Below are 23,971 nucleotides of genomic sequence, written 5' to 3' on the forward strand. Positions count from 1 at the left end.
GCTTTCTTTCCCGGTATTAATCCGACACGCGGACCCGGTTATTGAATGTGGGAACCAGAGGAAATACCGTCACAGACAAGAGTTACTTGACATAACTATAACCTTCAACTCGAAGGTTAAGGTTGCAGGCTTCAAGCTCTCCATCAGTTTTCGCAATAAGACACGAACAAGGGACACGTAACGTGGCAGCTCCGCAGAATTACTTGGCCGTCATCAAAGTCGTCGGCATCGGCGGCGGTGGCGTGAACGCAGTCAACCGCATGATCGAGGTCGGCCTCAGGGGTGTTGAATTCATCGCCATCAACACCGACGCCCAGGCCCTGCTCATGAGCGACGCCGACGTGAAGCTCGACGTCGGACGGGAACTGACCCGGGGCCTGGGCGCCGGCGCCAATCCCGAGGTGGGCAAGCAGGCCGCCGAGGACCACGCGGACGAGATCGAGGAAGTCCTGCGCGGCGCCGACATGGTCTTCGTCACCGCCGGTGAAGGCGGCGGCACCGGTACCGGCGGCGCGCCCGTCGTCGCCCGCATTGCCCGCTCGCTCGGCGCCCTGACCATCGGCGTGGTCACCCGCCCGTTCACCTTCGAGGGCCGCCGCCGTGCCGGTTCCGCCGAGGCCGGCATCGACGCCCTGCGCGACGAGGTGGATACCCTGATCGTGATCCCCAACGACCGTTTGCTGTCCATCAGCGACCGCAACGTGTCCGTGCTCGACGCCTTCCGCTCCGCGGACCAGGTCCTGCTGTCCGGTGTCCAGGGCATCACCGACCTCATCACCACGCCCGGCCTGATCAACCTGGACTTCGCCGACGTCAAGTCCGTCATGCAGGGTGCCGGCTCGGCCCTCATGGGCATCGGTTCCGCCCGTGGCGAAGACCGCGCCGTCAAGGCGGCCGAACTGGCCATCGCCTCGCCGCTGCTGGAAGCGTCCATCGACGGCGCCCACGGCGTCCTGCTGTCCATCCAGGGCGGCTCGGACCTTGGCCTGTTCGAAATCAACGAGGCTGCGCGGCTGGTCCAGGAAGTGGCCCACCCCGAGGCCAATATCATCTTCGGTGCCGTCATCGACGATGCCCTGGGCGATGAAGCACGCGTCACGGTCATCGCTGCCGGATTCGACGACGTCAAGGCCACCTCGCCCTCCATGGACCAGTCCCAGCCGCAGACCGCCCCGCAGCGGCCCGCTGCCCCTGCCGCGGCGCCCGCCTCTGCCCACCCCCAAAACGGAAACCACCAGGGCAACGGAAACCACCAGCAGAACGTCCAGCCGATCCATGCCGGTGTTGGTGCCGCGGGACTCAGCAATTGGGGGCAGCAGCGCCCCTCTGCCGTCCCCGCTGACTCGGGCTTCGACGTCGACCTGCCCTCCGTCGTGGAGCCGGACCTGACCGGCACCCACCCGGATGACCTGGATGTCCCCGACTTCCTGAAGTAGGCACCGGTTTGTTCCACTGGCGCGCCGACATCCTCCCCGGGGTGTCGGCCGCATTCACCGACGTGCATGCGGGAAACCTTGCCCTGCATGTAGGAGACGATCCCGCTGCCGTCCTGGAGCGCAGGGCACGCCTGGAGCGGTCCATCGGAGTCGCGCCCCGGGCGCTCCGCTTCATGAACCAGGTCCACGGGACCAGCGTGGCGCTGATGGAAGCGGAGTCTCCCGGCCCTGAAGCCGACGCCATGGTGTCCCGCGGACTTCCGCTGGCCGTCATGGTTGCGGACTGCATTCCCGTGCTGCTCGCCGGGGAGTCCGCGGCCGGGCCCGTGATTGCCGCGGTGCACGCCGGCCGCCCGGGCATCGCAAACGGTGTCCTTCCTGCCGCCGTAGACAGCATGCAGTCCCTTGGTGCGTCACGGATCCGGGCCTGGCTGGGGCCCTCAATCTGCGGGTCCTGCTACGAGGTTCCTGCAGCACTGCGGGATGAGGTGGCTGCCGTGGTCCCCGCCGCCCGGAGCACCACGTCCTGGGGGACACCTGCCCTGGACCTTCCTGCCGGTGCGCGCAGCCAGCTCGAGGGTGCGGGCGTGGGCGTGGAATACGCAGGGGGCTGCACCCTTGAGACGGAAACGCTCTATTCGTACCGCCGCGACCGCAATACCGGCCGTTTTGCCGGGTTGGTCTGGTGCCATGACTGAGGTTGCAGGTACCGGGCACGGCAGTGCGGATGACTCGCGCAGTGCCGAACTTGCGGAACGGCTTGCCGCCGTCTGGAAGCGCATCGCAGCCGCGGCTGCGGGCGCCGGCCGCGGGGACAAGCTGCCCTCCCTGATCGTGGTCACGAAGTTCCACCCCGCGGACGATATCCGGCGCCTGGCCGCCCTTGGAGTTACGGATGTGGGCGAGAACCGGGACCAGGAGGCTGCCGCCAAAGCCCTCGAGCTGGCAGACCTGGACCTGGCGTGGCATTTCGTTGGCCAACTGCAGACCAAGAAGGCCAAGTCCGTGGCCCGCTACGCCTCCGCCGTCCATTCCGTAGACCGGCCCCAGCTCGTGGAGGCGCTGGCCAAGGCGGTTCGCCACGAAATGGACGCCACCGGGCGGGCAGCCCTGGACTGCTTCATCCAGGTCAGCCTTGAGCACGACGGCGGCACGCACCGCGGCGGTGCGGACCCCACCGACGTGCCACACCTGGCAGAACGGATCGCCGGGTCGGAAGGCCTGAACCTGGCCGGCGTGATGGCAGTTGCCCCGCTGGGCGCGCCACCTGAGCCGGCGTTCGAACAGCTCGCGGGAATTTCCGCCCGGCTGGCTGCGGACTACCCCTCCGCCACTGCCATATCGGCAGGCATGAGCCAGGACCTGGAGGCGGCCATTAAGTTCGGGGCGACACACCTGCGAATCGGTTCGGATGTTCTCGGTTCCCGTCCCGCCGTGGGGTAGCGTCGGAGCTATTGGAAGTGATGGGCGGGGGACTCCAGTGCTGTCAAATCATTGGGCGGCCCGCTTACGGGACACGATTAGGAGTCGACCATGGCCGGCGCTCTGCGCAAGACAATGATCTATCTTGGGCTCGCCGACGGCGATGAGCATTACGAGCCCGAGCAAACGACCACACGTAAGGATGAGGACGAACCGATGGAAGTTGACCGCGAGGAACGCCGCGCTCCGGCGCCGGTCCGCGAAGTCAGCCGCGAGGCGTCCTACGCCCCTGAAGAGGAATACCGCGCCCCTGTGACCCCCATTAAGCGTGCGGCTTCCAGCCGCGAAGAGAACACTGGACTTCGCCAGATCACTACCATCCACCCGCGCTCCTACAACGATGCCAAGCTCATCGGTGAGAGTTTCCGGGACGGGATTCCGGTGATCATGAACGTCACGGACATGGGTGAGGCCGATGCCAAGCGCCTGGTGGACTTCTCGGCCGGACTTGTCTTTGGCCTGAGGGGAAGCATTGAGCGGGTGACCAACAAGGTGTTCCTGCTCTCACCGTCCTACGTTGAAGTGATCGGTGACGACAAGAAGGCCAGCGATACGCAGGCCAGTTTTTTCAACCAAAGCTGAGCGCAGAGGCTGCACACAGATGCCAGGCAGGGACACCTGTCTGGCATCTGTGCTGAAATAGACAAGACACCGGCAGTACGATCCCGGCCGCCACGATGGATGGGCCGCACGAACATGGAGATATGAAATAAGTCATGGGAATTGTTTTCGGACTTCTCTATCTCGCCCTGCTGCTGTTCTTTGTCGCCCTCATCATCCGCCTGGTGTTCGACTGGGTGCAGATGTTTGCCAGGGACTGGCGGCCCCGGGGCGCGGCTCTGGTGGTGGCGCACGCCGTGTATTCCATTACCGACCCGCCGCTGAAGGGCCTGCGGCGCATGATCCCGCCGCTCCGGCTCGGCGGCGTCTCCCTGGACCTGGGCTTCCTGATCCTGTTCATTGGCGTCAGCATTGCGATGAGCGTCACCAGGGGACTGGCCTGATTTACCCACCAGGGCCGGGCAATGCAAGGTGTTCCCCCCGGGAACAGCTAGTGTAAAGCGAAGAAACCTCGCGTTTGACACCGCAGTGTTGAATTAGAGTAAGCAGACCAAATTTAGGTACCGTAGTTTTGACGGCCGGAAGGCCTACTGACTAACCAGACCAGTGAGGTGACCAGATGGCTTTGACGCCAGAAGACGTTGTCAACAAGCGCTTTCAGCCCACCAAGTTCCGCGAGGGCTATGACCAGGACGAGGTTGACGACTTCCTGGACGAAATCGTCGTTGAACTCCGCCGCCTGAACCAGGAAAACGACGAGCTCCGCAAGAAGCTCGCCGAAGCAGGTTCGAGTGTTCCGGCCAGCTCAGCTGCCGCCCCCGTGGTGGAGAAGGTCCCCGCGCCGGTCAAGGCCGACAAGGACGAGGCCCGTGAAAAGGCTGAGGCCGAGGCGAAGGCTGCCGAAGCCAAGAAGAAGGACATCCAGCCGGCTGCCCCGGCTGCCGCCGCACCGGCCGCCTCTGCAGGCGTGGCCACTCCTTCCGCTGAATCCGCTGCCGGCCTGCTGGCCATGGCGCAGCAGATGCACGACCGCCACGTCGCCGACGGCCAGGCCCAGAAGGACAAGATCATCGCCGAAGCGCAGATCGAAGCCAGCAGCCTCGTCAACGACGCCCAGGAGAAGTCCCGCAAGATCCTCGGCGCGCTGGAGCAGCAGCGCTCCGTCCTGGAACGCAAGGTGGAGCAGCTCCGTGGCTTCGAACGCGACTACCGTTCACGCCTGAAGGCCTACATCGAGGGCCAGCTCCGCGACCTGGATGCCCGCGGCTCCGTAGCGACCCCGGAAGTCAGCGAAGCCAACTAAGTCTGGCAGCACGTATTCTGAAAGCCGGTGGCTGAGGATTCCTCGGCCGCCGGCTTTTGGCATTGAGACCCAGCACCACGAAATTGAAAGCACCATGACTGACGAACTCGCTGCGGATGCGGCACGCCCCGTCCCACCCTCTTCGCGCCCGCGCCGGGCAGTGCTGCTGTCCCTGTTCGCCGGGTTCGCGGTTTTCGCCTACGTCCTGGACCAGCTGACCAAACTCTGGGTCACTTCCACCATGGTGGAAGGGGAGCGGATTCCCGTCCTGCCGCCCCTCCTGCACTGGTACTTCATCCGGAATTCGGGTGCCGCGTTTTCCATTGGTGAGAATGTCACGTGGGTGTTTTCCATCATCATGGCCGCCGTGGCCGTCGCCATCCTTTTCCAGGTGCGCAGGCTGGGTTCTGCCTGGTGGTCCCTTGCCTTGGGTTTGCTGCTCGGCGGGGCCCTGGGCAACCTCACCGACCGGCTCTTCCGCGAACCGTCCTTCGGCATGGGCCACGTGGTGGACTTCATCCAGCTGCCCAATTTCGCCATCTTCAACATCGCCGACTCGGCCGTCGTCTCCGCCGTCGCCATCATCTGCCTCCTGACCATCCGCGGAATCGCGCTGGACGGAACCCGGCTGGGGAACGCGCACAAGGAAAAGACCGCCCATGACTGAGCGCGTTGTGGTGGCTGACGAATACGGCGGGACGCGGGCTGACGCCGGGCTGGCCGGCCTTTTGGGGGTATCCCGTTCCGTGGCCGCGTCCCTGCTGGCGGAGGGCCACGTCCTGAACCGGGGCAAGGCACTGGGAAAGTCGGCAAAACTCGTGGCCGGGGACGTCCTGGACGTCACCGTCCCGGAGCGGCGTGACCCGCTTGAAGTCGTGGAGGAGATTGTGGAAGGCCTGAACATCCTGCTCGACGACGACGATTTCGTCGTTGTCGACAAACCCGTGGGCGTGGCCGCCCATCCCTCGCCCGGCTGGGTGGGGCCCACAGTGGTAGGCGGCCTGGCCGCCGCCGGGTACCGCATCTCCACGTCGGGTGCCCCGGAGCGGGCAGGAATCGTCCACCGCCTCGACGTCGGGACCTCCGGCGTGATGGTCGTGGCCAAGTCCGAGCGGGCCTACACAGCCCTGAAACGCGCCTTCAAGGAGCGCACGGTGGACAAGGTCTACCACGCGGTGGTGCAGGGCCTTCCCGATCCCCTGACCGGGACCATCGACGCCCCCATCGGACGCCACCCCGGGCATGACTGGCGTTTTGCCGTCATCGAGGATGGCCGCCCCTCGGTGACCCATTACGAGGTCCTGGAGGCATTCGGCAAGGCCAGCCTGGTGGAGGTCCACCTTGAAACCGGGCGGACCCACCAGATCCGGGTCCACTTCTCCGCACTCCGCCACCCCTGCGCCGGCGACCTCACGTACGGCGCCGACCCCCGCCTTGCCGCCACCCTTGGGCTCACCCGCCAGTGGCTGCACGCCCGCGCACTGTCATTCGACCACCCCGTGACGGGGGAGCGCGTCACGGTCACCAGCGACTACCCCCAGGACCTGGCTTACGCACTGGAAGTACTCGAATCGGGACAGGCCTGACACGGCCTCCTGGCGGAGCAGCAAAGCGGCAGCGCTTAGAATGGTGCGGTGAGTTCCAGCAAAGATTCGTTTGTCCACCTGCACACCCACACCGAATATTCCATGCTGGATGGAGCTGCCCGGCTGGGGGAGCTGTTCGACGAAACCGAGCGCCTGGGCATGCCTGCCCTCGCCACGACGGACCACGGCTACCTGTTCGGTGCCTTCGATTTCTGGCGAAAGGCCACGGACAAGGGCATCAAGCCGATCATTGGCGTCGAGGCGTACGTAACCCCCGGCACCGCTCGGACGGACAAGGAACGCGTCCGGTGGGGCGACGAATCCCAGCGCAAGGACGACGTCTCCGGCGGTGGGTCCTACACCCACATGACGCTGCTGAGCTACAACAACGTGGGCATGCGGAACCTGTTCCGGGCCTCGTCCATCGCCTCGCTTGACTCGGTGTTCGGCAAGTGGCCCCGGCTGGACCGCGAACTGCTGAACACATACTCGGAAGGGCTGATCGCCACCACCGGATGCCCCTCCGGTGAGGTCCAGACCCGGCTCCGGCTCGGCCAGTACCGCGAAGCCTTGGAAGCAGCGGCCGAATTCCGGGACATCTTCGGCGCGGACAACTACTTCTGCGAACTGATGGACCACGGGCTGGACATTGAACGGCGCGTCACCGGTGACCTGCTGCGGCTGGCCAAGGACCTGAACCTGCCGCTGGTGGCCACCAATGACCTCCACTACACCCACGAGCACGACGCCAAGGCACACGAGGCGCTGCTGGCCATCCAGTCCGGCTCCACGCTGCTGGAACCTACCTATGACAACGGCGGTTCGCGGTTCGCGTTCTCCGGCAGCGGCTACTACCTCAAATCTCCCCAGGAGATGCGGGAGCTCTTCCGCGACCACCCGGAGGCATGCGACAACACCCTGCTCATCGCCGAGCGCTGCGAGGTGTCCTTCAACACGGATGCCAACTACATGCCGCGGTTCCCCTGCCCGCCAGGCGAGGACGAAACCTCCTGGCTGGTCAAGGAAGTGGACAAGGGCCTGAAGTACCGTTACCCGGGCGGCATACCGGACGAGGTCCGCAAGCAGGCCGACTACGAGCTCGGCGTCATCACCTCCATGGGCTTCCCGGGCTACTTCCTGGTGGTTGCCGACTTCATCAACTGGGCCAAGAACAACGGCATCCGGGTGGGCCCCGGGCGTGGTTCGGGTGCAGGCTCGATGGTGGCCTACGCCATGCGCATCACCGACCTCGACCCCCTGCGCCACGGACTGATCTTCGAACGGTTCCTCAACCCGGACCGCGTCTCCATGCCCGACTTCGACGTCGACTTCGATGACCGGCGCCGTTCCGAGGTCATCGACTATGTGACCCGGAAGTACGGCGACGAGCGCGTGGCCATGATCGTCACGTACGGCACCATCAAGACCAAGCAGGCCCTCAAGGACTCCTCCCGTGTCCTTGGCTACCCCTTCAGCATGGGCGAGCAGCTGACCAAGGCACTGCCGCCGGCCGTGATGGCAAAGGACATCCCGCTGGCGGACATCCAGAACCCGGAAGCCAAGCGTTACAGCGAGGCGGGGGACTTCCGGCAGCTCATTGCCACCGACCCCGAAGCCGCCAAGGTTTTCGAGACGGCACTGGGCATTGAAGGCCTGAAGCGGCAGTGGGGCGTGCACGCGGCCGGCGTGATCATGTCCTCCGACCCGATCATCGACGTCATCCCCATCATGCGCCGTTTCCAGGACGGCCAGGTGATCACCCAGTTCGACTACCCCACGTCCGAGGGCCTTGGCCTGATCAAGATGGACTTCCTGGGCCTGCGGAACCTGACGATCATTTCCGATGCCCTTGAGAACATCAAGATGAACCGGGGCATCGAGCTGGACCTGGAAAACCTCGAGCTGGACGATGCCGAGTCCTATGAACTCCTGGCCCGCGGCGACACCCTGGGTGTCTTCCAGCTCGATGGCGGTCCCATGCGGTCGCTGCTCAAGCTCATGAAGCCTGACAACTTCGAAGACATTTCCGCCGTCCTGGCGCTCTACCGTCCGGGCCCCATGGGCGCCAACGCCCACACCGACTACGCGCTGCGCAAGAACGGGATCCAGGAAGTGATCCCCATCCATCCGGAACTCGAGGAACCCCTCAAGGAAATCCTCGGCGGCACCTATGGCCTGATTGTGTACCAGGAGCAGGTCATGGCCGTGGCCCAGAAGCTGGCCGGCTATTCCCTGGGCCAGGCAGACATCCTCCGCCGCGCCATGGGCAAGAAGAAGAAGTCCGAGCTGGACAAGCAGTTTGCGGGCTTCTCCCAGGGCATGCAGGACAACGGCTACTCCATGGAGGCCGTCAAGACCCTCTGGGACATCCTGCTGCCCTTCTCCGACTACGCCTTCAACAAGGCGCACTCCGCCGCGTACGGCGTGATCTCCTACTGGACCGCGTACCTCAAGGCGCACTATGCGCCGGAATACATGGCGGCCCTGCTGACCTCGGTGGGCGATGACAAGGACAAATCGGCAATCTACCTCAACGAGTGCCGGCGCATGGGCATCACGGTCCTTCCGCCGGACGTCAACGAGTCCGCCCTGAACTTCACTCCGGTGGGGAACGACATCCGCTTTGGCATGGGTGCCATCCGCAATGTGGGCGTCAACGCCGTCGAGGCCATGGTGGCCGCCCGCGAAAGCGAGGGCGCCTTCACCTCGTTCAAGGACTACCTGATGAAGGTGCCGGCCGTGGTCTGCAACAAGCGGACCATCGAATCCCTCATCAAGTCGGGGGCGTTCGACTCACTGGGCCACCACCGCCGTGCCCTGGCAATGATCCATGAAGAGGCGATCGACTCCGTCATCACCCTCAAGCGCAACGAGGCCATTGGCCAGTTCGACCTTTTCGCCGGATTCGAGGAAGCCGGTTCGGAGTCGTCCTCCCTGAGCATCGAGATTCCGGACCTGCCCGAGTGGGAGAAGAAGGACAAGCTCTCCTTCGAGCGGGACATGCTGGGACTCTACGTGTCGGACCACCCGCTGCAGGGCCTCGAGGGACTTCTGGCCCAGCACGCCGAGATGAGCATCACCACTATCCTGGGCGAGGACGGTCCGCAGGACGGCGCCATCATCACCATCGCGGGCATGATCACGTCGCTGAGCCGGCGCATCGCCAAAGCCAGCGGCAACGCTTACGCCCGGGCGGAGGTCGAAGACCTGGGCGGCTCGATCGAGGTCATGTTCTTCGGGCAGGTTTACGGGCCCATCGCCTCCGTCCTCGCCGAGGACCTGATCGTGGTGGTCAAGGGCCGGCTGCAGAAGCGCGACGACGGCGCCATCACCCTGAACTGCATGGAGTTGTCCGTCCCGGACCTCAGCGAAGGGCTGAACGGGCCCCTGGTGATCACCATGCCCACCCACAAGGCCACCGAGGCCGTGGTCACCGAGCTGGGCGATGTGCTGCGCACCCACCGGGGCAATTCGGAGGTGCGGCTGCACCTGCAGGGAGACACCCGCACGGAAATCATGGGCCTGCCGGTCCACCTCCGCGTCAACCCCAGCCCGTCGCTGTTCGGCGACCTGAAGGTCCTGCTGGGCCCCGCCTGCCTGGACGCCTGACCCCTGCCTGGACGCCTGACAAAGGAACAGCCGACGGCGGCCGGCACCTGCCGCCGTCGTGCCCTGCCCGGGTTCGTGGCTGGGGGCGGGGGTGGGGCTGCGTGCCGCGCCTAGATTTCGTAATCCAGCGGCATGGGCTGCCCGTAGGCGCCGCCGTGGTACAGCAGGGGTGATCCCTCGCCGCCCACCTGGCCGTCCACCACCTGGACCACCACCACCGCGTTGTTCTCGAAGGAGAGCCGCATCTGCACCTCGCCGATCAGCCACCCTGCGACGTCCTTCAGAATGGGCACACCGTGCGGACCGATCTCCCAGTGGTTGCCTTCGAAGCGGTTGCCCGGGCGGGCAAAGCGGGCGGCCAGTTCCTGGTTCTCCAGCCCCAGCATGTGCACACCCAGGTACTGGGTGTTGGCCACGGCCGGCCAGGACCTTGAACTGCGTGCCATGTTGAACGTGAACCGGGGCGGCTTGGCGGACAGCGACGCCACCGAGGTGGCGGTGAAGCCGTAGGGCTCGTCCTGGTAGTTCACGGTGATGATGGCAACGCCCGCGGCGTGGCGGCGGAACATCTCCCTGAACGTCTGCTCGAACGGCTCGCTGCTGTCGGTCACCGGAACTCCTGCACTAAGTGGTGTAACTCTTCCTCCAAGCCTATTGGCCCGCGGCCGGGGCGGAGAACAGCCGCACGCACTGCGTGGCCGGATCACCTGGCAGGAACCTTTGTTAAGGTGTGATGCATGACAAACTCCGCACGGCGGCTGCCCTGGTCCCTGCTGCTGGTTCCGGCGGCGGCCGGAATTCCGGCAGGCATCCTGTGGTGGCTCCTGGCGCCGGGCGGATTGAACCTGGTTACACGGGATCCCGCCCTGGCGTCGGGCACGGTTCCCCTGGTGTGGCTTCCGCGCGACCTCACCCTGGCAGGGATCCTGGTGCTGGCCGGTTGCCTCCTGGCCGTGTTCCTGGCGGATGGCAGGCGTGCGGACCCGCAGGCGGCCCTGCTGACCGGCCTTGCCGGAGCGCTGGCAGGCAGTGTACTCGCCTGGGGGACCGGGGTTTTTGCAGGCCGGCTCTTGGGACCTGCTGTTGATGCGTCGGCGAACGCCAGCATCGCCTTTTCCCTCCGGGCGTGGCCGGTGCTGCTGCTGTGGCCTGCCGCCACGGCAATGTCGGTCTTCGTGCTGGAACTGTTCGGCGGGGCGGGCAGGAAGCCCCGGGAGAAGGGGACGGAACAGGCAGGCGCGAACGGCCCCGTAAAATAGTCCGGTGACCACTTTCCCGGAGTTTCCCGCCCCCGCGGCAGCCGCCGTCGATTTCCGCACCGTCGACCTTCGCGGCCGCAACCTGACGCTCGCAGCCCTGCGCGCCGCCGTTCCCCGGGCCAAGGGCCAGACCGTGGCGGATGCCGAAGAAAAGGTCCTGGAGATCATCTCCGCCGTCCGGCAGCGCGGCTTTGCGGCGCTGGCGGACTTGGCGGAAAGGTTCGACGGCGTGGCCCAGGACCACCCGCTGGTCCCCAGGGAGGCGATTGACGCAGCGCTGGCCCAGTTGGAACCGGAGGTGCGGGCCGCGCTGGAGGAATCGATCAGCCGGGCACGGAAATTCGCTGACGCCCAGCGCCCCCGCAACGTGGACGTCGAACTTGGCGACGGCGCCGTCGTCAGCCAGAACTGGGTCCCCGTGGCGCGGGTGGGGCTGTACGTTCCCGGCGGCCTTGCCGTGTACCCCTCATCGGTGATCATGAACGTCGTGCCCGCACTCGCGGCAGGCGTGGAATCCGTTGCCCTGGCCTCACCGCCGCAGAAGGAGTTCGGCGGCCTGCCGCACCCCACCATCCTGGCCGCAGCGGCGCTGCTGGGCGTCACCGAGGTCTATGCCATCGGCGGTGCGCAGGCCATCGCCGCCTTCGCGTACGGCGTCGAAGCCTCACCGGCCGGTCCCGCGCTGGAGCCCGTCGATGTGGTGACAGGGCCCGGGAACATCTTCGTCGCCACGGCCAAACGGCTGGTCAAGGGCGTTGTTGGAATCGACTCCGAGGCGGGAACCACGGAAATCGCCATCCTGGCCGACGACTCCGCCCAGCCGGCGCTGGTTGCCGCAGACCTGCTCAGCCAGGCCGAGCACGATCCCAAGGCCGCATCGGTCCTGATCACCGATTCGGAAGAGCTGGCCGCGGCCGTGCGCGCTGAACTGGAGCTTCAGGCCGCTGCAACCAAACACTCGGCGAGGGTCCGGGAGGCGCTGTCCGGCCCGCAGTCCGGCGTCGTGCTGGTGGACGGACTGGAGCAGGGGATCGCTGCCTGCGACGCCTACGCGGCCGAGCACCTGGAAATCATGACCCGCGATGCCGCAGCCGTGGCTGCACGGATCCGCAATGCGGGGGCAATCTTCGTCGGCGACTACAGCCCGGTGAGCCTGGGCGACTACTGCGCAGGCTCCAACCACGTGCTGCCTACCAGTGGCACCGCCGCCTTTTCCTCGGGCCTGAACGTCACCACCTTCCTGCGCGCCATCCAGGTGGTCAACTACAGCCGGGAAGCCCTGGCAGAGGTCAGCGGGCACATCGTGAGCCTGTCCCGGGCCGAGGACCTTCCGGCCCACGGCGACGCCGTCACGGTGCGGTTCCCCGACCAGGGGTGACACCACTACATGTAGTAATTACAGGATTGTTATTACCCCACATGTGCCCGTAAACTGGGAGGCGCCACAGCATTGCCCCCCGGCGGTGCTGATGGCTTCCTAGGAATCTTGCACACCACAAGCGAAAAAGGGGGAACGACATGTACTGCCCGTTCTGCCGCAACCCCGATTCCCGCGTGGTGGACAGCCGGATGGCGGATGACGGTTCAGCCATCCGCCGGCGCCGGCAGTGCCCCGAATGCGGCCGCCGGTTCACCACCGTGGAAACAACCAGCCTCTCCGTGATCAAGCGGTCCGGCGTGGGCGAACCCTTCAGCCGCAGCAAGGTCATCAACGGAGTCCGCAAGGCCTGCCAGGGCCGCCCCGTGAGCGAGGATGACCTCGCCATGCTGGCCCAGGAAGTCGAAGAACAAATCCGGGCGTCCGGTGCAGCCGAAATCGATGCCCACGAGGTGGGCCTGGTGATCCTTGGACCACTGCAGAAACTCGACAAGGTGGCGTACCTGCGCTTTGCCAGCGTGTACCAGGCGTTCGAGTCCCTTGAGGATTTCGAAACTGCTATCGCCCTGCTCCGCCACGAGGCCGAAGAGGACGCCAAAGGCCCGGCCGGCAACGCCAAGAGCTCCGAGAAGAGCCCCCTCTAGACTCCGGTGGCGGCAGCGGAGGGGAAGCCGCAGCCGCCACCGGCACCACTCCTACTTGGCCAGCCTGTGCTTCAGGGCGATTTCCAGGGCGGCGCCCACAATGCCTGCCTCGTTGCGCAGGACAGCCGGGACAATCGGGGTGCGGAGCTTGAGGTTGGGAAGGTACTCGTCCGCGCGCTTCGAGATTCCGCCGCCCACGATGAACAGTTCCGGCGAGAACAGGAACTCCACGTGGGAGAAGTAGCGCTGAAGCAGCACGCTGTACTCGTCCCATGACAGCCCGTCCCGTTCCCGGGCCACAGCGGATGCCTTGGATTCGGCGTCGAAGCCGTCAATTTCAAGGTGGCCCAGCTCGGCGTTGGGGACCAGTTTGCCGTCGAAGATGAAGGCCGAACCGATGCCTGTACCGAGGGTGATGACCAGGACCGTGCCGGACACGCCGGCGCCGGCACCGTAGCGTGCTTCGGCCAGGCCGGCGGCGTCGGCGTCGTTGATGACCTCCACGGGACGGCCCAGCCGCGCGGTAAGGAGGGCATCGATGTCGGTGTCCAGCCAGCTCTTGTCCACGTTGGCGGCCGAATGGACCACGCCGTGCTGGATGATCCCCGGGAACGTCACGCCCACGGGAGAGCCGGCTTCAGGAGCCTCGGGGCGCGCAGAAAGCTCGGCCACCACCAGGGCCACGGCCTCGGCCACAGCCTCCGGGGTGGCGGGCTGGGGCGTGGGCACACGGAAGCGCTCACCCAGGAGCTTGCCCTTCTTCAGGTCGACAATGCCGCCCTTGATGCCCGTGCCACCGATGTCGATGCCGATCAGCGGTGCGTTCTTGTGCGGTTTTTCGTCCTTCTTGGCCAATGGGATTCCGTTCGTGTGACAGGGGCGGGCAGGAAAAGGGGCCGCTTGCGCGGCCGGTAACAGGTGTCCGGTCTGCGCCGGCAGCATGCCCGTGCGGGCATGGCCGGGTTACGGGAGGGTGAGGATTTCGGCGCCGGTCTCGGTGACCAGCAGGGTGTGCTCGAACTGTGCGGTGCGCCGACGGTCCCGGGTGACCACGGTCCAGTCGTCGCTCCACATGTCCCACTCCACGGTGCCCAGGGTGAGCATCGGTTCGATGGTGAACACCATGCCGGCCTCGATCACCGTGTTGTACGCAGGCGCGGCATCATAGTGCGGAATGATCAGCCCGGTGTGGAATGCCTCGCCAACCCCGTGGCCGGTGAAGTCGCGCACCACGCCGTAGCCGAACCGCTTGGCGTAGGACTGGATGGCACGGCCAATGACGTTGATCTCGCGTCCGGGCGCCACGGCCTTGATGGCGCGGTTCAGCGACTCCCTGGTGCGCTCCACCAGCAGCCGTGATTCCTCGTCAACGTTCCCCACCAGGAAGGTGAAGTTGGTGTCGCCGTGGACGCCGTTGATGTAGGCAGTGATGTCGATGTTCAGGATGTCGCCGTCCTGGACCACCGTGCTGTCCGGAATGCCATGGCAAATGACCTCGTTCAAGGACGAGCAGAGCGATTTGGGGAATCCGCGGTAACCGAGCGTGGACGGGTAGGCGTTGTGGTCCAGCAGGAACTCGTGGCCCACCTTGTCCAGCTCGTCCGTGGTGACGCCCGGCTGGATGTGCCTGCCCACTTCAACGATGGCCTGGGCCGCGATCCTGCTGGCAATCCGGATCTTCTCGATGGTCTCCGCGGATTTGACCTCGGAACCGGTGAACTTGGCCGGGGCGGGCTTGCCGACATACTCCGGACGGGGGATGGACGCCGGGACGGGACGCTGCGGACTCACGGTACCCGGGGTCAGGGTGCCAATGGGTGCAGTCGAGGCAAGGGAAGGCATAGATTGATCATATAAGGCACCACAGAACGCCTAACAACCGACAAGCGGCGGAGGGCACGCGTAAGTGTTTGTGTTACGTGGATCACCCCCGGCTTTCCCTGTCGCCGGAACGAGGAGCAACGATGACTGAGTACTGGTTCAACATCAAGACCCACGAGGTGGAAGAGGACCGGATGTCGGACTGGAGCCAGCTCATTGGGCCCTACCAGACCCGGGCGGAAGCCGAACACGCCCTGGAAAAGGTCAAAGCGCGCAACGAGGCCTGGGAAAAGGGCGACGACGACTGACCCGTTGGGTGCGTCCGGCCGCGCTGCAGCCGGCTTACCCGGGCGGGTTTAGAACGAGTGCTCCGGGCCGGGGAACTGGCCTGACCGGACGTCCTCGCCATAGGCGGTGGCGGCGTCGAGCAATGTGCTGCGCAGGTCCGCGTACTGCTTGACGAACTTGGCCATCCGGCCGCCCCGCAGGCCGGCCATGTCCTGCCACACGAGCACCTGGCCGGTCGTCGCCTTGCCGGCACCGATGCCAACCGTGGGAACGCTCACTGCCGCGTCGACCGCCGCCGCTGTTTCGGCAGGCACCATCTCCATCAGCACGCAGAATGCCCCGGCGTCCGCCAGCGCGACGGCGTCGTCAATCAGGCGCCGGGCATCGTCGCCGCGGCCCTGGACACGGTACCCGCCCAGGGCGTGTTCGCTTTGGGGGGTGAAGCCGATATGGGCCATGACCGGAATGCCTGCCTGCACCATGGCCCGGACCGTTGGAGCGTAGTACTTCCCGCCCTCGATCTTCACGGCGTGGGCCAGCCCTTCCTTCAGGAAACGGACACCGGCGGCCACGGCCTGTTCGGCGCTGACCTCGTAGCTGCCGAACGGAAGGTCCGCCACCACCAGGGCGCGTTTGGCGGTCCTGGCGACGGCCCGGCACAGGGGGAGCAGTTCGTCCACGGTCACCGGAAGGCTGGTCTCGTTGCCGAACACGTTGTTCGACGCCGAATCGCCAACCAGGAGCACCTCGATGCCGGCTGCGTCAAAGATCTCGGCCGTGTATTGCTCGTACGCGGTAAGCATGGCGAACTTGGTGCCGTCGTTCTTGGCCTGCTGCAGGTGGTGGATGCGGACCTTTGCCGGCTTCCGTTCCGCCGGGGCCGGGGCCGGGGCCGCAGCCGGGGCCGCAGCCGCTGTGCCCGGGCCGCTTCCGTAAGGTGCGGGTACTTCTGCGGACGCGCTGGAGTCGGAGCTGTTGCTGGAGGCCATGGGATGAGCGTAGTGCGGTACCCGGCGTCCTAGCTACCGCGGGCGGCGCCGGTCAAAGGTGATTAGCGTCATAGCGGCGCTTTGGACGGGCGCCAAAGGGCGCTGGAGACCGGGGCGGGGGGCGGCCTGGGCGGCCGAACAGGTTAATGCTGTGTTACGCACGGCGCAGGCTCAAGCATCGGCGCCGAATGATTAGTACAGTGATGATGAACTGCTGCCGGCTTTCCCCTTTGCGCGGGCCCCGGAGCATGAACGTTGACCGGAGAAGAGGCCATCATGGACCGCCAGCAAGAATTTGTCCTGCGCACGATCGAAGAGCGCGACGTACGTTTCGTGCGGCTGTGGTTCACCGACGTCGTGGGTTCGCTGAAGTCCGTGGCGCTGGCGCCGGCGGAAGTCGAGGGAGCGTTCGAGGAAGGCCTCGGCTTCGACGGTTCCTCCATTGAGGGCCTGGCGCGCGTCTTCGAATCGGACATGCTGCTGCAGCCGGACCCGGCAACCTTCCAGATCCTGCCGTGGCGCGGCGAGACGGAGCAGACCTCACGCATGTTCTGCGACATCCTGACTCCCGACGGCGAGCCCTCCACCGCTGATCCGCGCAACGTCCTCAAGCGGACCCTTGCCAAGGCCGCGGACATGGGCTTCACCTGCTACACGCATCCCGAGATCGAGTTCTACCTGCTCAAGTCCCAGGAGCCGGGTCCGGACGGCGCACCCGTGCCGGTGGATGAGGGCGGCTACTTCGACCACGTTCCCGGCGGCGTGGCCCAGGACTTCCGCCGCACCGCCGTCACCATGCTGGAATCGGTGGGAATCTCGGTGGAGTTCAGCCATCACGAAGGCGGTCCCGGCCAGAACGAGATCGACCTTCGCTACGCCGACGCACTGCAGACCGCGGACAACATCATGACGTTCCGCACGGTCATCAAGGAGGTGGCCCTGCAGCAGGGAACCTACGCCACCTTCATGCCCAAGCCGTTCACCGACCACCCCGGTTCCGGAATGCATACGCACTTCTCGCTGTTCGAGGGGGACAGCAATGCGTTCTTCGAGGCAGGTGCCGAGTTCCAGCTGTCCAAGACGGCCCGCCAGTTCATTGCCGGCATCCTCAAGCACGCCCCCGAGTTCACGGCAGTCACCAACCAGTTCGTCAACTCCTACAAGCGCCTGTGGGGCGGCGGCGAGGCTCCCAGCTACCTGAGCTGGGGGCATAACAACCGTTCCGCCCTGGTCCGCGTGCCGCTGTACAAGCCGGGCAAGGGCCAGTCCGCCCGCATCGAGTACCGCGGCATCGATTCCGCGGCCAACCCCTACCTTGCCTATGCCGTCCTGCTCGGTGCAGGGCTGAAGGGCATTGAGGAAGGCTACGAGCTGCCGGCAGCCGCTGAGGACGACGTCTGGTCGCTCAGCTCGGCCGAGCGCCGCGCCATGGGCCACGATCCGCTGCCGGCAAGCCTGCACGACGCCATCCGCTCCATGGAGGACTCGGAGCTGATGCCGCAGATCCTGGGCGAGCAGGTCTACGAGCACTTCCTGCGCAACAAGCGCGCCGAATGGCAGGATTACCGGCTGCAGGTGACGCCCTACGAGCTGCAGCGCAACCTCGGCATCCTCTAGGTGCCAGGCGTGAGCCTGGCACGCCGCCTGATCGCGGCCGGATTCAGCGACCTGGAGAAGGGCGAACGGTTCCTTTCCGCGCGCGAACTCGAGGGCCTGGACCAGGACAGGCTCTTTGCCGGGCTGCACCTTGCGGCCAGTCCGGATACCGCGCTGCAGTCCCTGGTCCGGCTGATCGAAAAGCACCCGCAGCTGCGGGAGCTGGCGGACGCCGAGCCGGAGGCCAGCGAACCGATGTACCGGGTCCTGGGGGCCTCGGAGGCTTTGGGGGAGTTCCTCATCCGGCACCCCGAGCACCTGGAGGCCTTCGAGGTCCGCGCCAGTCCCGAGCCACTGCCGGCCAACCCGGGGCTGTTGCGCGCCACGCTCCTGCAATCCGTGGGGGCCGACCCCCGGGCGGCCCGTCCCGTGGCCGCCGTTACCGGCGTGGACGCCTATGCCGCCCTGCGCACCGCCTACCGGCGGGGACTCGTCGATCTCGCCGTCAAGGACCTGTGCGCCGCGGATCCGCTGGACTTCCTGCCATCGGTGGGCGGTGAACTGGCGGACCTTGCTGCTGCCGCCATCGAGGCTGCCCTCGCCGTCTCCCGGGCCGAGGCCGCGGAGCAGCACAGCGCTGCCGATGTGGCCGACGTCGGCCTTGCGGTGATCGGTATGGGCAAGTGCGGCGCCCGGGAGCTGAACTACATCTCCGACGTCGACGTCATCTACGTGGTGGACGCCGGCAGCCTGGAGGACGCCCACGCCAACACCATCGGCACGGCATTGGCGAGCGGGATCTCGCGGGCCATTTCATCAGTGGCCAGGGAGCCGGGACTTTGGGAGGTGGACGCGAACCTGCGGCCCGAAGGCAAATCGGGGCCGCTGGTCCGCACCCTCGCCTCCCACGAGACGTACTACGCCAGGTGGGCGGAAAGCTGGGAATTCCAGGCGCTCCTCAAAGCCCGTGCCATTGCCGGTGACGCCGCCCTGGGCCGCGCCTACGAGGACGCCGTGGCGCCGCTGATCTGGAGCTCGGCCGGCCGCGAGGGCTTTGTCGAGTCCGTCCAGGCGATGCGCCGCCGGGTCACCGAGCACATCCCGGCCGCCGAGGAGCAGCGCCAGATCAAGCTGGGGCGGGGCGGCCTGCGTGACGTCGAATTCACCGTCCAGCTGCTCCAGCTGGTGCACGGCAAGGCGGATGAGACATTACGACGGCGGGACACCACCTCCGCGATCGCCGCGCTGTCAGCCGGAGGGTACATCGGCCGTTCCGACGCTGCCGCCTTCGACAACGCCTACCGCTACCTCCGGCTGCTGGAACACCGGATCCAGCTGTTCCAGCTGCGCCGCACCCACCTGATGCCCGTGGCGGAGCCTGCGCTGCGCTCACTGGCCAAAGCCGTGCTGGGCCCCTTCTCCAACGAGCGGCCCAGCCCGGACTCCCTGCTGTCCGCATGGCAGCGCACCAAGCGTTCCGTCCGTGAACTGCACGAGCGCATCTTCTACCGGCCGCTGCTGAACACCGCGGCCAAGCTCAGCAGCGAGGACGCCAGGCTCACGCCCGAGGCAGCGCAGGGACGGCTGGCTGCCCTCGGCTACCGGGACCCCCAGGGGGCAATGCGCCACATTGAGGCGTTGACGGCCGGGGTAAGCCGCCGGGCCGCCCTGCAGCGCCAGCTCCTGCCCATCCTGCTGGACTGGCTCGCGGAAGGCGTGGACCCGGATGCCGGCCTTCTTGCTTTCCGCCGCGTCAGCGAGGCCTTGGGCACCACGCACTGGTACTTGGGCATGCTCCGGGACTCCAACGCCGCGGCCGAGCGCCTGTGCCACATGCTCTCCAATTCGCGGCTGATCGCAGACCTCCTGGAAGTTTCGCCGGAATCCGTCGCCTGGTTGGGACAGGACAAGGACCTGGTGCCGCTGGGCTTCGAGGCCCAGTGGCAGGAAATCACCGCGAAGATGGCACGGCACGCGGACCCGGAAAGCGCCATGCGCCTGATCCGCCTGATCCGGCGGCGCGAAATCCTGCGCATCGCTATCGCTGATTCCGCCGGCCTCCTTGACCAGGAACGGGTAGGCGGGGCGTTGGCCGACACGGACCGCGCCGCCGTCCTGGGTGCCCTGCGGGTGGCAGAAGGCATTGTCTCCGCCGGCGGCCCGCTCAAGACCACGGTGCTGGTGGTGGCCATGGGCCGCCAGGGCGGCCGCGAGATCGGCTACGGGTCCGACGCCGACGTCATGTACGTCCACCGCGCACTGCCGGGCTTCTCCGAAGCGGAGGCGCAGGAACAGGCCGCCCGCATCGTTGCCAAGGTATCCAGCCTGCTCACGCAGCCGCTGAAGCCTGCCATCATGGCGGAACGTGTCCTGCAGATGGACGCCGACCTCAGGCCCGAGGGCAAGAACGGGGCCATGGTGCGCTCCCTGGACTCGTTCGCCGAGTACTACCGCCGCTGGTCCCTGATCTGGGAAGCGCAGGCCCTGCTGCGGGCACGCCCCATGGCCGGCGACGACGCCCTGGCCGCTGACTTCATCAGGCTCATCGATCCCATCCGGTACCCGGAGTCCGTCCCGGAGCAGGACGTGCGCGAAATCAGGCGCGTCAAGGCGCGGGTTGAGTCCGAACGGCTGCCGCGCGGCGCCGACCCCGCACGCCACCTCAAACTGGGCCGCGGCGGCCTCAGCGACGTCGAGTGGCTGGTGCAGCTGCTGCAGCTCCAGCACGCCGGGAAGCATCCGGAGCTCCGGACCACCTCCACCCTGGAGGCCCTGGCAGCCGCGGCGGAACTGGGCCTGTTGGACGGCGCCGATGCCCGGCTCCTCGCCGAGGCCTGGCGGCTTGCCAGCCGTATCCGGTCAGCCAATGTCATCTGGAGCGGCAAGGCCTCGGACGTCCTGCCCTCCTCGCGCCGCGATCTCGAGGCTGTGGCCCGCTGGTGCGGCTATGAACCGGGCCGCGCCGCCGCGCTGGAGGAGGACTACCTAAGGGTGAGCCGCCGGGCCAGGGCAGTCTTTGAACGCCTCTTCTATGGGCACTGAACCAGCGCCGTGGGTCTGGCTGGTCCCGCTGCGGGACCTTGATTCGGACGCCCGCGCCATCCAGCTGGGCGCCATCGCGGAAATGTCGCTGGTGCCGGGCCAGGACCGCTTCGTCGGCGACCCGCTGCGGATGGCCCTTGCGGGACTGGAGGAAGAATCACGACGGCCGTACGTGGTCGAGGCCGGAGGCAGCGCCGTCGGCCTGTTGACCCTGCAGTCCGGGGCGGCAACGCTTGCAGGCTGGCCTGACGACCACTCAGCATGGCTGCTGCGCGGGTTCCTCATCGACCGGCCCCACCAGGGCAGGGGCCTGGGCACGCTCGCTGCCGCCGCCGCTGTGGAGGCCGGACGCAAGCTCACCGCGCGGCACCAAACTGGCGAGTCCGGCGTCGTACTGTCCGTCAACCAGGAAAACCCTGGGGCCCTGTCCGCCTACCGCCACGCCGGCTTCGTCGACTCGGGACCGTATACCGGCGGGCCGGCAGGGCCCCAACGAACCATGTTCCGCAGCTTTTCGGCAACGGTACCGGCGTAACTCTCCGTACCGGCATTGCGCTTAGCAAGCGTTTGCCCGATCATGTGGATTGGCGGTGTTCTCCAACCTTGTTGGGGGGAAGGCTGGACAGTCTTCGTTCCGGGGGGCATTCGTCAGGGGGGCCGGCTCCCGGTCTCAGCACGTCTGGAGCCGGGCCCCCACCCAACAGCTGCCGCCCGTGCCACTGAAGGAACGGGCAACGCAAAAGGCGGCCACCGGTTCATCACCGGTGGCCGCCCTTTACTGTTCAGGATTCCTGCTGGGCAGGGCTGGAACTAGACGCCGTAGTAGAGCTCGAACTCGTAGGGGTTCGGGCGCAGGGACAGCGGGCGGATCTCGTTTTCGTACTTGTACTCGATCCAGGTGTCAATCAGGTCCTGGGTGAAGACGCCACCGGCCTGCAGGAACTCGTTGTCCTCGCGCAGGGCCTCCAGTGCTTCCTCCAGGGTGCCCGGAGCCTTGGGGATGTCCTTGGCTTCCTCGGCAGGGAGCTCGTAGAGGTCCTTGTCGATCGGAGCCGGCGGCTCGATGCGGTTGCGGATGCCGTCAATGCCGGCCATCAGCTGCGCAGCGAACGCCAGGTACGGGTTGGAGGAGGGGTCCGGAGCGCGGAACTCGATGCGCTTGGCCTTCGGGTTGGAACCGGTGATGGGGATACGGATACCGGCAGAGCGGTTGCCCTGGGAGTACACCATGTTGACCGGAGCCTCGAAGCCCTTGACCAGGCGGCGGTAGGAGTTCACCGTGGGGTTGGTGAAGGCCAGGACGGCGGAGGCGTGCTTGAGCAGGCCACCGATGTACCAGCGGGCGGTGTCGGACAGGCCGGCGTAGCCCTTCTCGTCGTAGAACAGCGGCTCGCCACCGTTCCAGAGCGACTGGTGGCAGTGCATGCCGGAGCCGTTGTCACCGAAGACCGGCTTCGGCATGAAGGTGACCGACTTGCCCCACGCGTCAGCGGTGTTCTTGATGACGTACTTGAACTTCTGCAGGTCATCCGCAGCGTGGGTCAGGGTGGTGAACTTGTAGTTGATCTCAGCCTGGCCGGCGGAGCCAACTTCGTGGTGGCTGCGCTCGACGTCGAGGCCGGCTTCGTCCAGGGCAACACACATGGCGTCGCGCAGGTCAGCCTGCTTGTCCTGGGGAGCAACCGGGAAGTAACCGCCCTTGACGGCCGTCTTGTAGCCGAGGTTGCCGCCTTCTTCCTCGCGGCCGGTGTTCCAGTAGGCTTCCTCGGAATCGATCTTGTAGAAGCTGCCCTGCGGGGAGGACTGGTACTGGACGTTGTCGAACACGAAGAACTCAGCTTCGGGGGCGAAGAACGCGGTGTCGGCGATGCCGGTGGAAGCCAGGTAGGCCTCAGCCTTCTCGGCTACGCCGCGGGGATCGCGGTGGTACGGGTCTCCGGTGCGCGGGTTGACGATCGAGAAGTTCAGCGCGAGGGTCTTCTCCATGCGGAAGGTGTCCAGGAACGCGGTGGTGACGTCCGGGATCAGCTGCATGTCAGATTCGGCGATGCCCTGGAAGCCACGGATGGAGGAACCGTCGAAGAGCTGGCCGTTGACGAAGAAATCAGCGTCAACACTCTTGGCGGGGACGTTGAAGTGCTGCTGGACGCCCGGAAGATCGGTGAAGCGGATATCGACGAACTTTACATCTTCGTCCTTGATGAACTTGAGGACTTCGTCCGCAGTCTTGAACATCTATGCTCCTAACGCATATGTAAATATCTGGCATGCAAGCCACATGATCCAGCGCAATCCAAAAGCAGGGAGAACGCGGGGTTTTCCCTGCTGCGTACCTGCCGGGGGATTGCTTGAAACTGCTAACAGACTATGGATGCGGCATTTCCCGTCCGTGTCCGCTTTGTTTCGGGCAGGTTACAGAATGCCCTGCTATGACCACGCTATCTTCCGTCCACACTGTGGTCGAGTCCTATCCACACTGTGGGCGCGCCGCCGTGCCGGGGATCGGTAAGCTTGGACGGTGGTAGATCGCAAAGACATTGGGTCCTGGCTCAGCGGACCGGACACCTCCGGTATTTCCAAATATCCGGGGGAGCGGCTGGGCCTTCCGGAGTCCGGTCCGGGCTCCATTGCCCGGGCGGGCCGCAGGATCGCAGCAATCTGCATCGACTGGGGGATCGCCCTGCTGATCAGCAACTTTGCCTTTGCCGGTGACTCCTGGGCCACCCTGACGGTCTTCGCGATTGAGCAGATCCTGCTGGTGGGAACACTCGGATACAGCATCGGGCACCGGGTTATGGGCATCGCCGTGGTGAAGCCGGGAGGCGGCACCCCCGGACCCCTTGCGGCCCTGGTGAGGGCCGTGCTGCTCTGCCTGGTCATCCCCGCCGTGATCTTCGATCCGGATCAGCGCGGCCTTCACGACAAGGCAATGAACACGCTCCTCATCCGCCGCTGAGCACCGCGTGCCCCTTCTGCG

22 protein-coding genes are annotated in these 23,971 nt (G+C 66.1%); 17 read left to right on the top strand and 5 right to left on the bottom strand.

The annotated features are described in order from the left end of the window. The first annotated feature begins 182 nt into the window (after positions 1-182). The 9 genes from ftsZ (at position 183) to dnaE (ending at position 9,977) form a co-directional block, all read left to right on the top strand. Positions 183-1,436 carry a cell division protein FtsZ gene (gene ftsZ, locus LDO14_RS08250; protein ID WP_056389768.1) on the top strand — a complete coding sequence of 418 codons (1,254 nt, stop codon included), beginning with the start codon at positions 183-185 and terminating at the stop codon, positions 1,434-1,436. Positions 1,437-1,444: 8 nt separating this feature from the next. Then, positions 1,445-2,134: a peptidoglycan editing factor PgeF gene (gene pgeF, locus LDO14_RS08255; RefSeq protein ID WP_018771524.1), complete on the top strand. Its 690-nt coding sequence runs from the start codon at positions 1,445-1,447 to the stop codon at positions 2,132-2,134. Next, positions 2,127-2,879 carry a YggS family pyridoxal phosphate-dependent enzyme gene (locus LDO14_RS08260; protein ID WP_223994747.1) on the top strand — a complete coding sequence of 251 codons (753 nt, stop codon included), beginning with the start codon at positions 2,127-2,129 and terminating at the stop codon, positions 2,877-2,879. The genes pgeF and LDO14_RS08260 overlap by 8 nt, the downstream gene beginning before the upstream one ends. Before the next feature lie 90 nt (positions 2,880-2,969). Next, on the top strand, positions 2,970-3,500 hold the full coding sequence (sepF, locus tag LDO14_RS08265; protein ID WP_018771526.1) for a cell division protein SepF: 531 nt from the start codon (positions 2,970-2,972) through the stop codon (positions 3,498-3,500). Between the two features lie 134 nt (positions 3,501-3,634). Next, on the top strand, positions 3,635-3,922 hold the full coding sequence (locus tag LDO14_RS08270) for a YggT family protein (RefSeq protein ID WP_018771527.1): 288 nt from the start codon (positions 3,635-3,637) through the stop codon (positions 3,920-3,922). A gap of 176 nt (positions 3,923-4,098) precedes the next feature. Continuing rightward, positions 4,099-4,782: a DivIVA domain-containing protein gene (locus LDO14_RS08275; protein ID WP_018771528.1), complete on the top strand. Its 684-nt coding sequence runs from the start codon at positions 4,099-4,101 to the stop codon at positions 4,780-4,782. 94 nt (positions 4,783-4,876) lie between these two features. Beyond that, a complete protein-coding gene (gene lspA, locus LDO14_RS08280; RefSeq protein WP_223994749.1) occupies positions 4,877-5,449 on the top strand; it encodes a signal peptidase II in 573 nt (190 codons plus the stop codon). Beyond that, positions 5,442-6,368 (top strand): RluA family pseudouridine synthase, encoded by a 927-nt coding sequence (locus LDO14_RS08285; RefSeq protein WP_056389777.1) that lies wholly within the window; start codon positions 5,442-5,444, stop codon positions 6,366-6,368. The genes lspA and LDO14_RS08285 overlap by 8 nt, the downstream gene beginning before the upstream one ends. Positions 6,369-6,416: 48 nt before the next feature. Further along, positions 6,417-9,977 (top strand): DNA polymerase III subunit alpha, encoded by a 3,561-nt coding sequence (gene dnaE, locus LDO14_RS08290; protein WP_018771531.1) that lies wholly within the window; start codon positions 6,417-6,419, stop codon positions 9,975-9,977. A gap of 110 nt (positions 9,978-10,087) precedes the next feature. Here dnaE and LDO14_RS08295 read toward each other — a convergent pair whose 3' ends face one another. Further along, positions 10,088-10,588, bottom strand: a complete 501-nt coding sequence (locus LDO14_RS08295) for a flavin reductase family protein (RefSeq protein WP_018771532.1) — start codon at positions 10,586-10,588, stop codon at positions 10,088-10,090. Between the two features lie 126 nt (positions 10,589-10,714). Here LDO14_RS08295 and LDO14_RS08300 point away from each other — a divergent pair, with 126 nt between their 5' ends. From LDO14_RS08300 to nrdR, 3 genes are all read left to right on the top strand, one after another. Further along, the gene (locus LDO14_RS08300; protein WP_018771533.1) at positions 10,715-11,236 is read left to right on the top strand and encodes a hypothetical protein; all 522 of its coding nucleotides are present in this window, start codon (positions 10,715-10,717) and stop codon (positions 11,234-11,236) included. Positions 11,237-11,240: 4 nt separating this feature from the next. Beyond that, positions 11,241-12,614: a histidinol dehydrogenase gene (hisD, locus tag LDO14_RS08305; RefSeq protein WP_134164396.1), complete on the top strand. Its 1,374-nt coding sequence runs from the start codon at positions 11,241-11,243 to the stop codon at positions 12,612-12,614. Positions 12,615-12,754: 140 nt separating this feature from the next. After that, positions 12,755-13,258, top strand: coding sequence for a transcriptional regulator NrdR (gene nrdR / locus LDO14_RS08310; RefSeq protein WP_018771535.1), 504 nt, complete (start codon positions 12,755-12,757; stop codon positions 13,256-13,258). Between the two features lie 51 nt (positions 13,259-13,309). On the opposite strand, the gene LDO14_RS08315 is transcribed toward nrdR, so the two are convergent. Both LDO14_RS08315 and map read right to left on the bottom strand, forming a co-directional pair. Further along, complete coding sequence (locus tag LDO14_RS08315; RefSeq protein WP_134164395.1) at positions 13,310-14,113, bottom strand: polyphosphate--glucose phosphotransferase; 804 nt, start codon at positions 14,111-14,113, stop codon at positions 13,310-13,312. 108 nt (positions 14,114-14,221) lie between these two features. Continuing rightward, positions 14,222-15,100, bottom strand: a complete 879-nt coding sequence (map, locus tag LDO14_RS08320) for a type I methionyl aminopeptidase (RefSeq protein WP_134164394.1) — start codon at positions 15,098-15,100, stop codon at positions 14,222-14,224. A 122-nt stretch (positions 15,101-15,222) separates the two neighbouring features. Between map and LDO14_RS08325 the strand changes: the two genes are divergently transcribed. Further along, positions 15,223-15,387 (top strand): hypothetical protein, encoded by a 165-nt coding sequence (locus LDO14_RS08325; protein WP_018771538.1) that lies wholly within the window; start codon positions 15,223-15,225, stop codon positions 15,385-15,387. Positions 15,388-15,435: 48 nt separating this feature from the next. Here the strand turns inward: LDO14_RS08325 and panB are convergent, their stop codons facing one another. After that, a complete protein-coding gene (panB, locus tag LDO14_RS08330; RefSeq protein WP_223994751.1) occupies positions 15,436-16,356 on the bottom strand; it encodes a 3-methyl-2-oxobutanoate hydroxymethyltransferase in 921 nt (306 codons plus the stop codon). A 276-nt stretch (positions 16,357-16,632) separates the two neighbouring features. Between panB and glnA (LDO14_RS08335) the strand changes: the two genes are divergently transcribed. From glnA (LDO14_RS08335) to LDO14_RS08345, 3 genes are read left to right on the top strand one after another with little or no spacing between them, the layout of a single operon-like run. Then, positions 16,633-17,973, top strand: coding sequence for a type I glutamate--ammonia ligase (gene glnA, locus LDO14_RS08335; RefSeq protein ID WP_026266112.1), 1,341 nt, complete (start codon positions 16,633-16,635; stop codon positions 17,971-17,973). Between the two features lie 9 nt (positions 17,974-17,982). Then, positions 17,983-20,994 carry a bifunctional [glutamine synthetase] adenylyltransferase/[glutamine synthetase]-adenylyl-L-tyrosine phosphorylase gene (locus LDO14_RS08340; protein WP_223994753.1) on the top strand — a complete coding sequence of 1,004 codons (3,012 nt, stop codon included), beginning with the start codon at positions 17,983-17,985 and terminating at the stop codon, positions 20,992-20,994. Next, on the top strand, positions 20,984-21,529 hold the full coding sequence (locus tag LDO14_RS08345; protein ID WP_223994755.1) for a GNAT family N-acetyltransferase: 546 nt from the start codon (positions 20,984-20,986) through the stop codon (positions 21,527-21,529). The genes LDO14_RS08340 and LDO14_RS08345 overlap by 11 nt, the downstream gene beginning before the upstream one ends. A 275-nt stretch (positions 21,530-21,804) precedes the next feature. Here the strand turns inward: LDO14_RS08345 and glnA (LDO14_RS08350) are convergent, their stop codons facing one another. Next, positions 21,805-23,229, bottom strand: a complete 1,425-nt coding sequence (gene glnA / locus LDO14_RS08350; protein ID WP_223994757.1) for a type I glutamate--ammonia ligase — start codon at positions 23,227-23,229, stop codon at positions 21,805-21,807. Between the two features lie 283 nt (positions 23,230-23,512). Here glnA (LDO14_RS08350) and LDO14_RS08355 point away from each other — a divergent pair, with 283 nt between their 5' ends. Then, the gene (locus tag LDO14_RS08355) at positions 23,513-23,950 is read left to right on the top strand and encodes an RDD family protein (RefSeq protein ID WP_223994759.1); all 438 of its coding nucleotides are present in this window, start codon (positions 23,513-23,515) and stop codon (positions 23,948-23,950) included. The last annotated feature ends 21 nt before the right edge of the window (positions 23,951-23,971 follow it).

Source organism: Arthrobacter sp. NicSoilB11 (assembly GCF_019977375.1).
GTDB lineage: Bacteria > Actinomycetota > Actinomycetes > Actinomycetales > Micrococcaceae > Arthrobacter.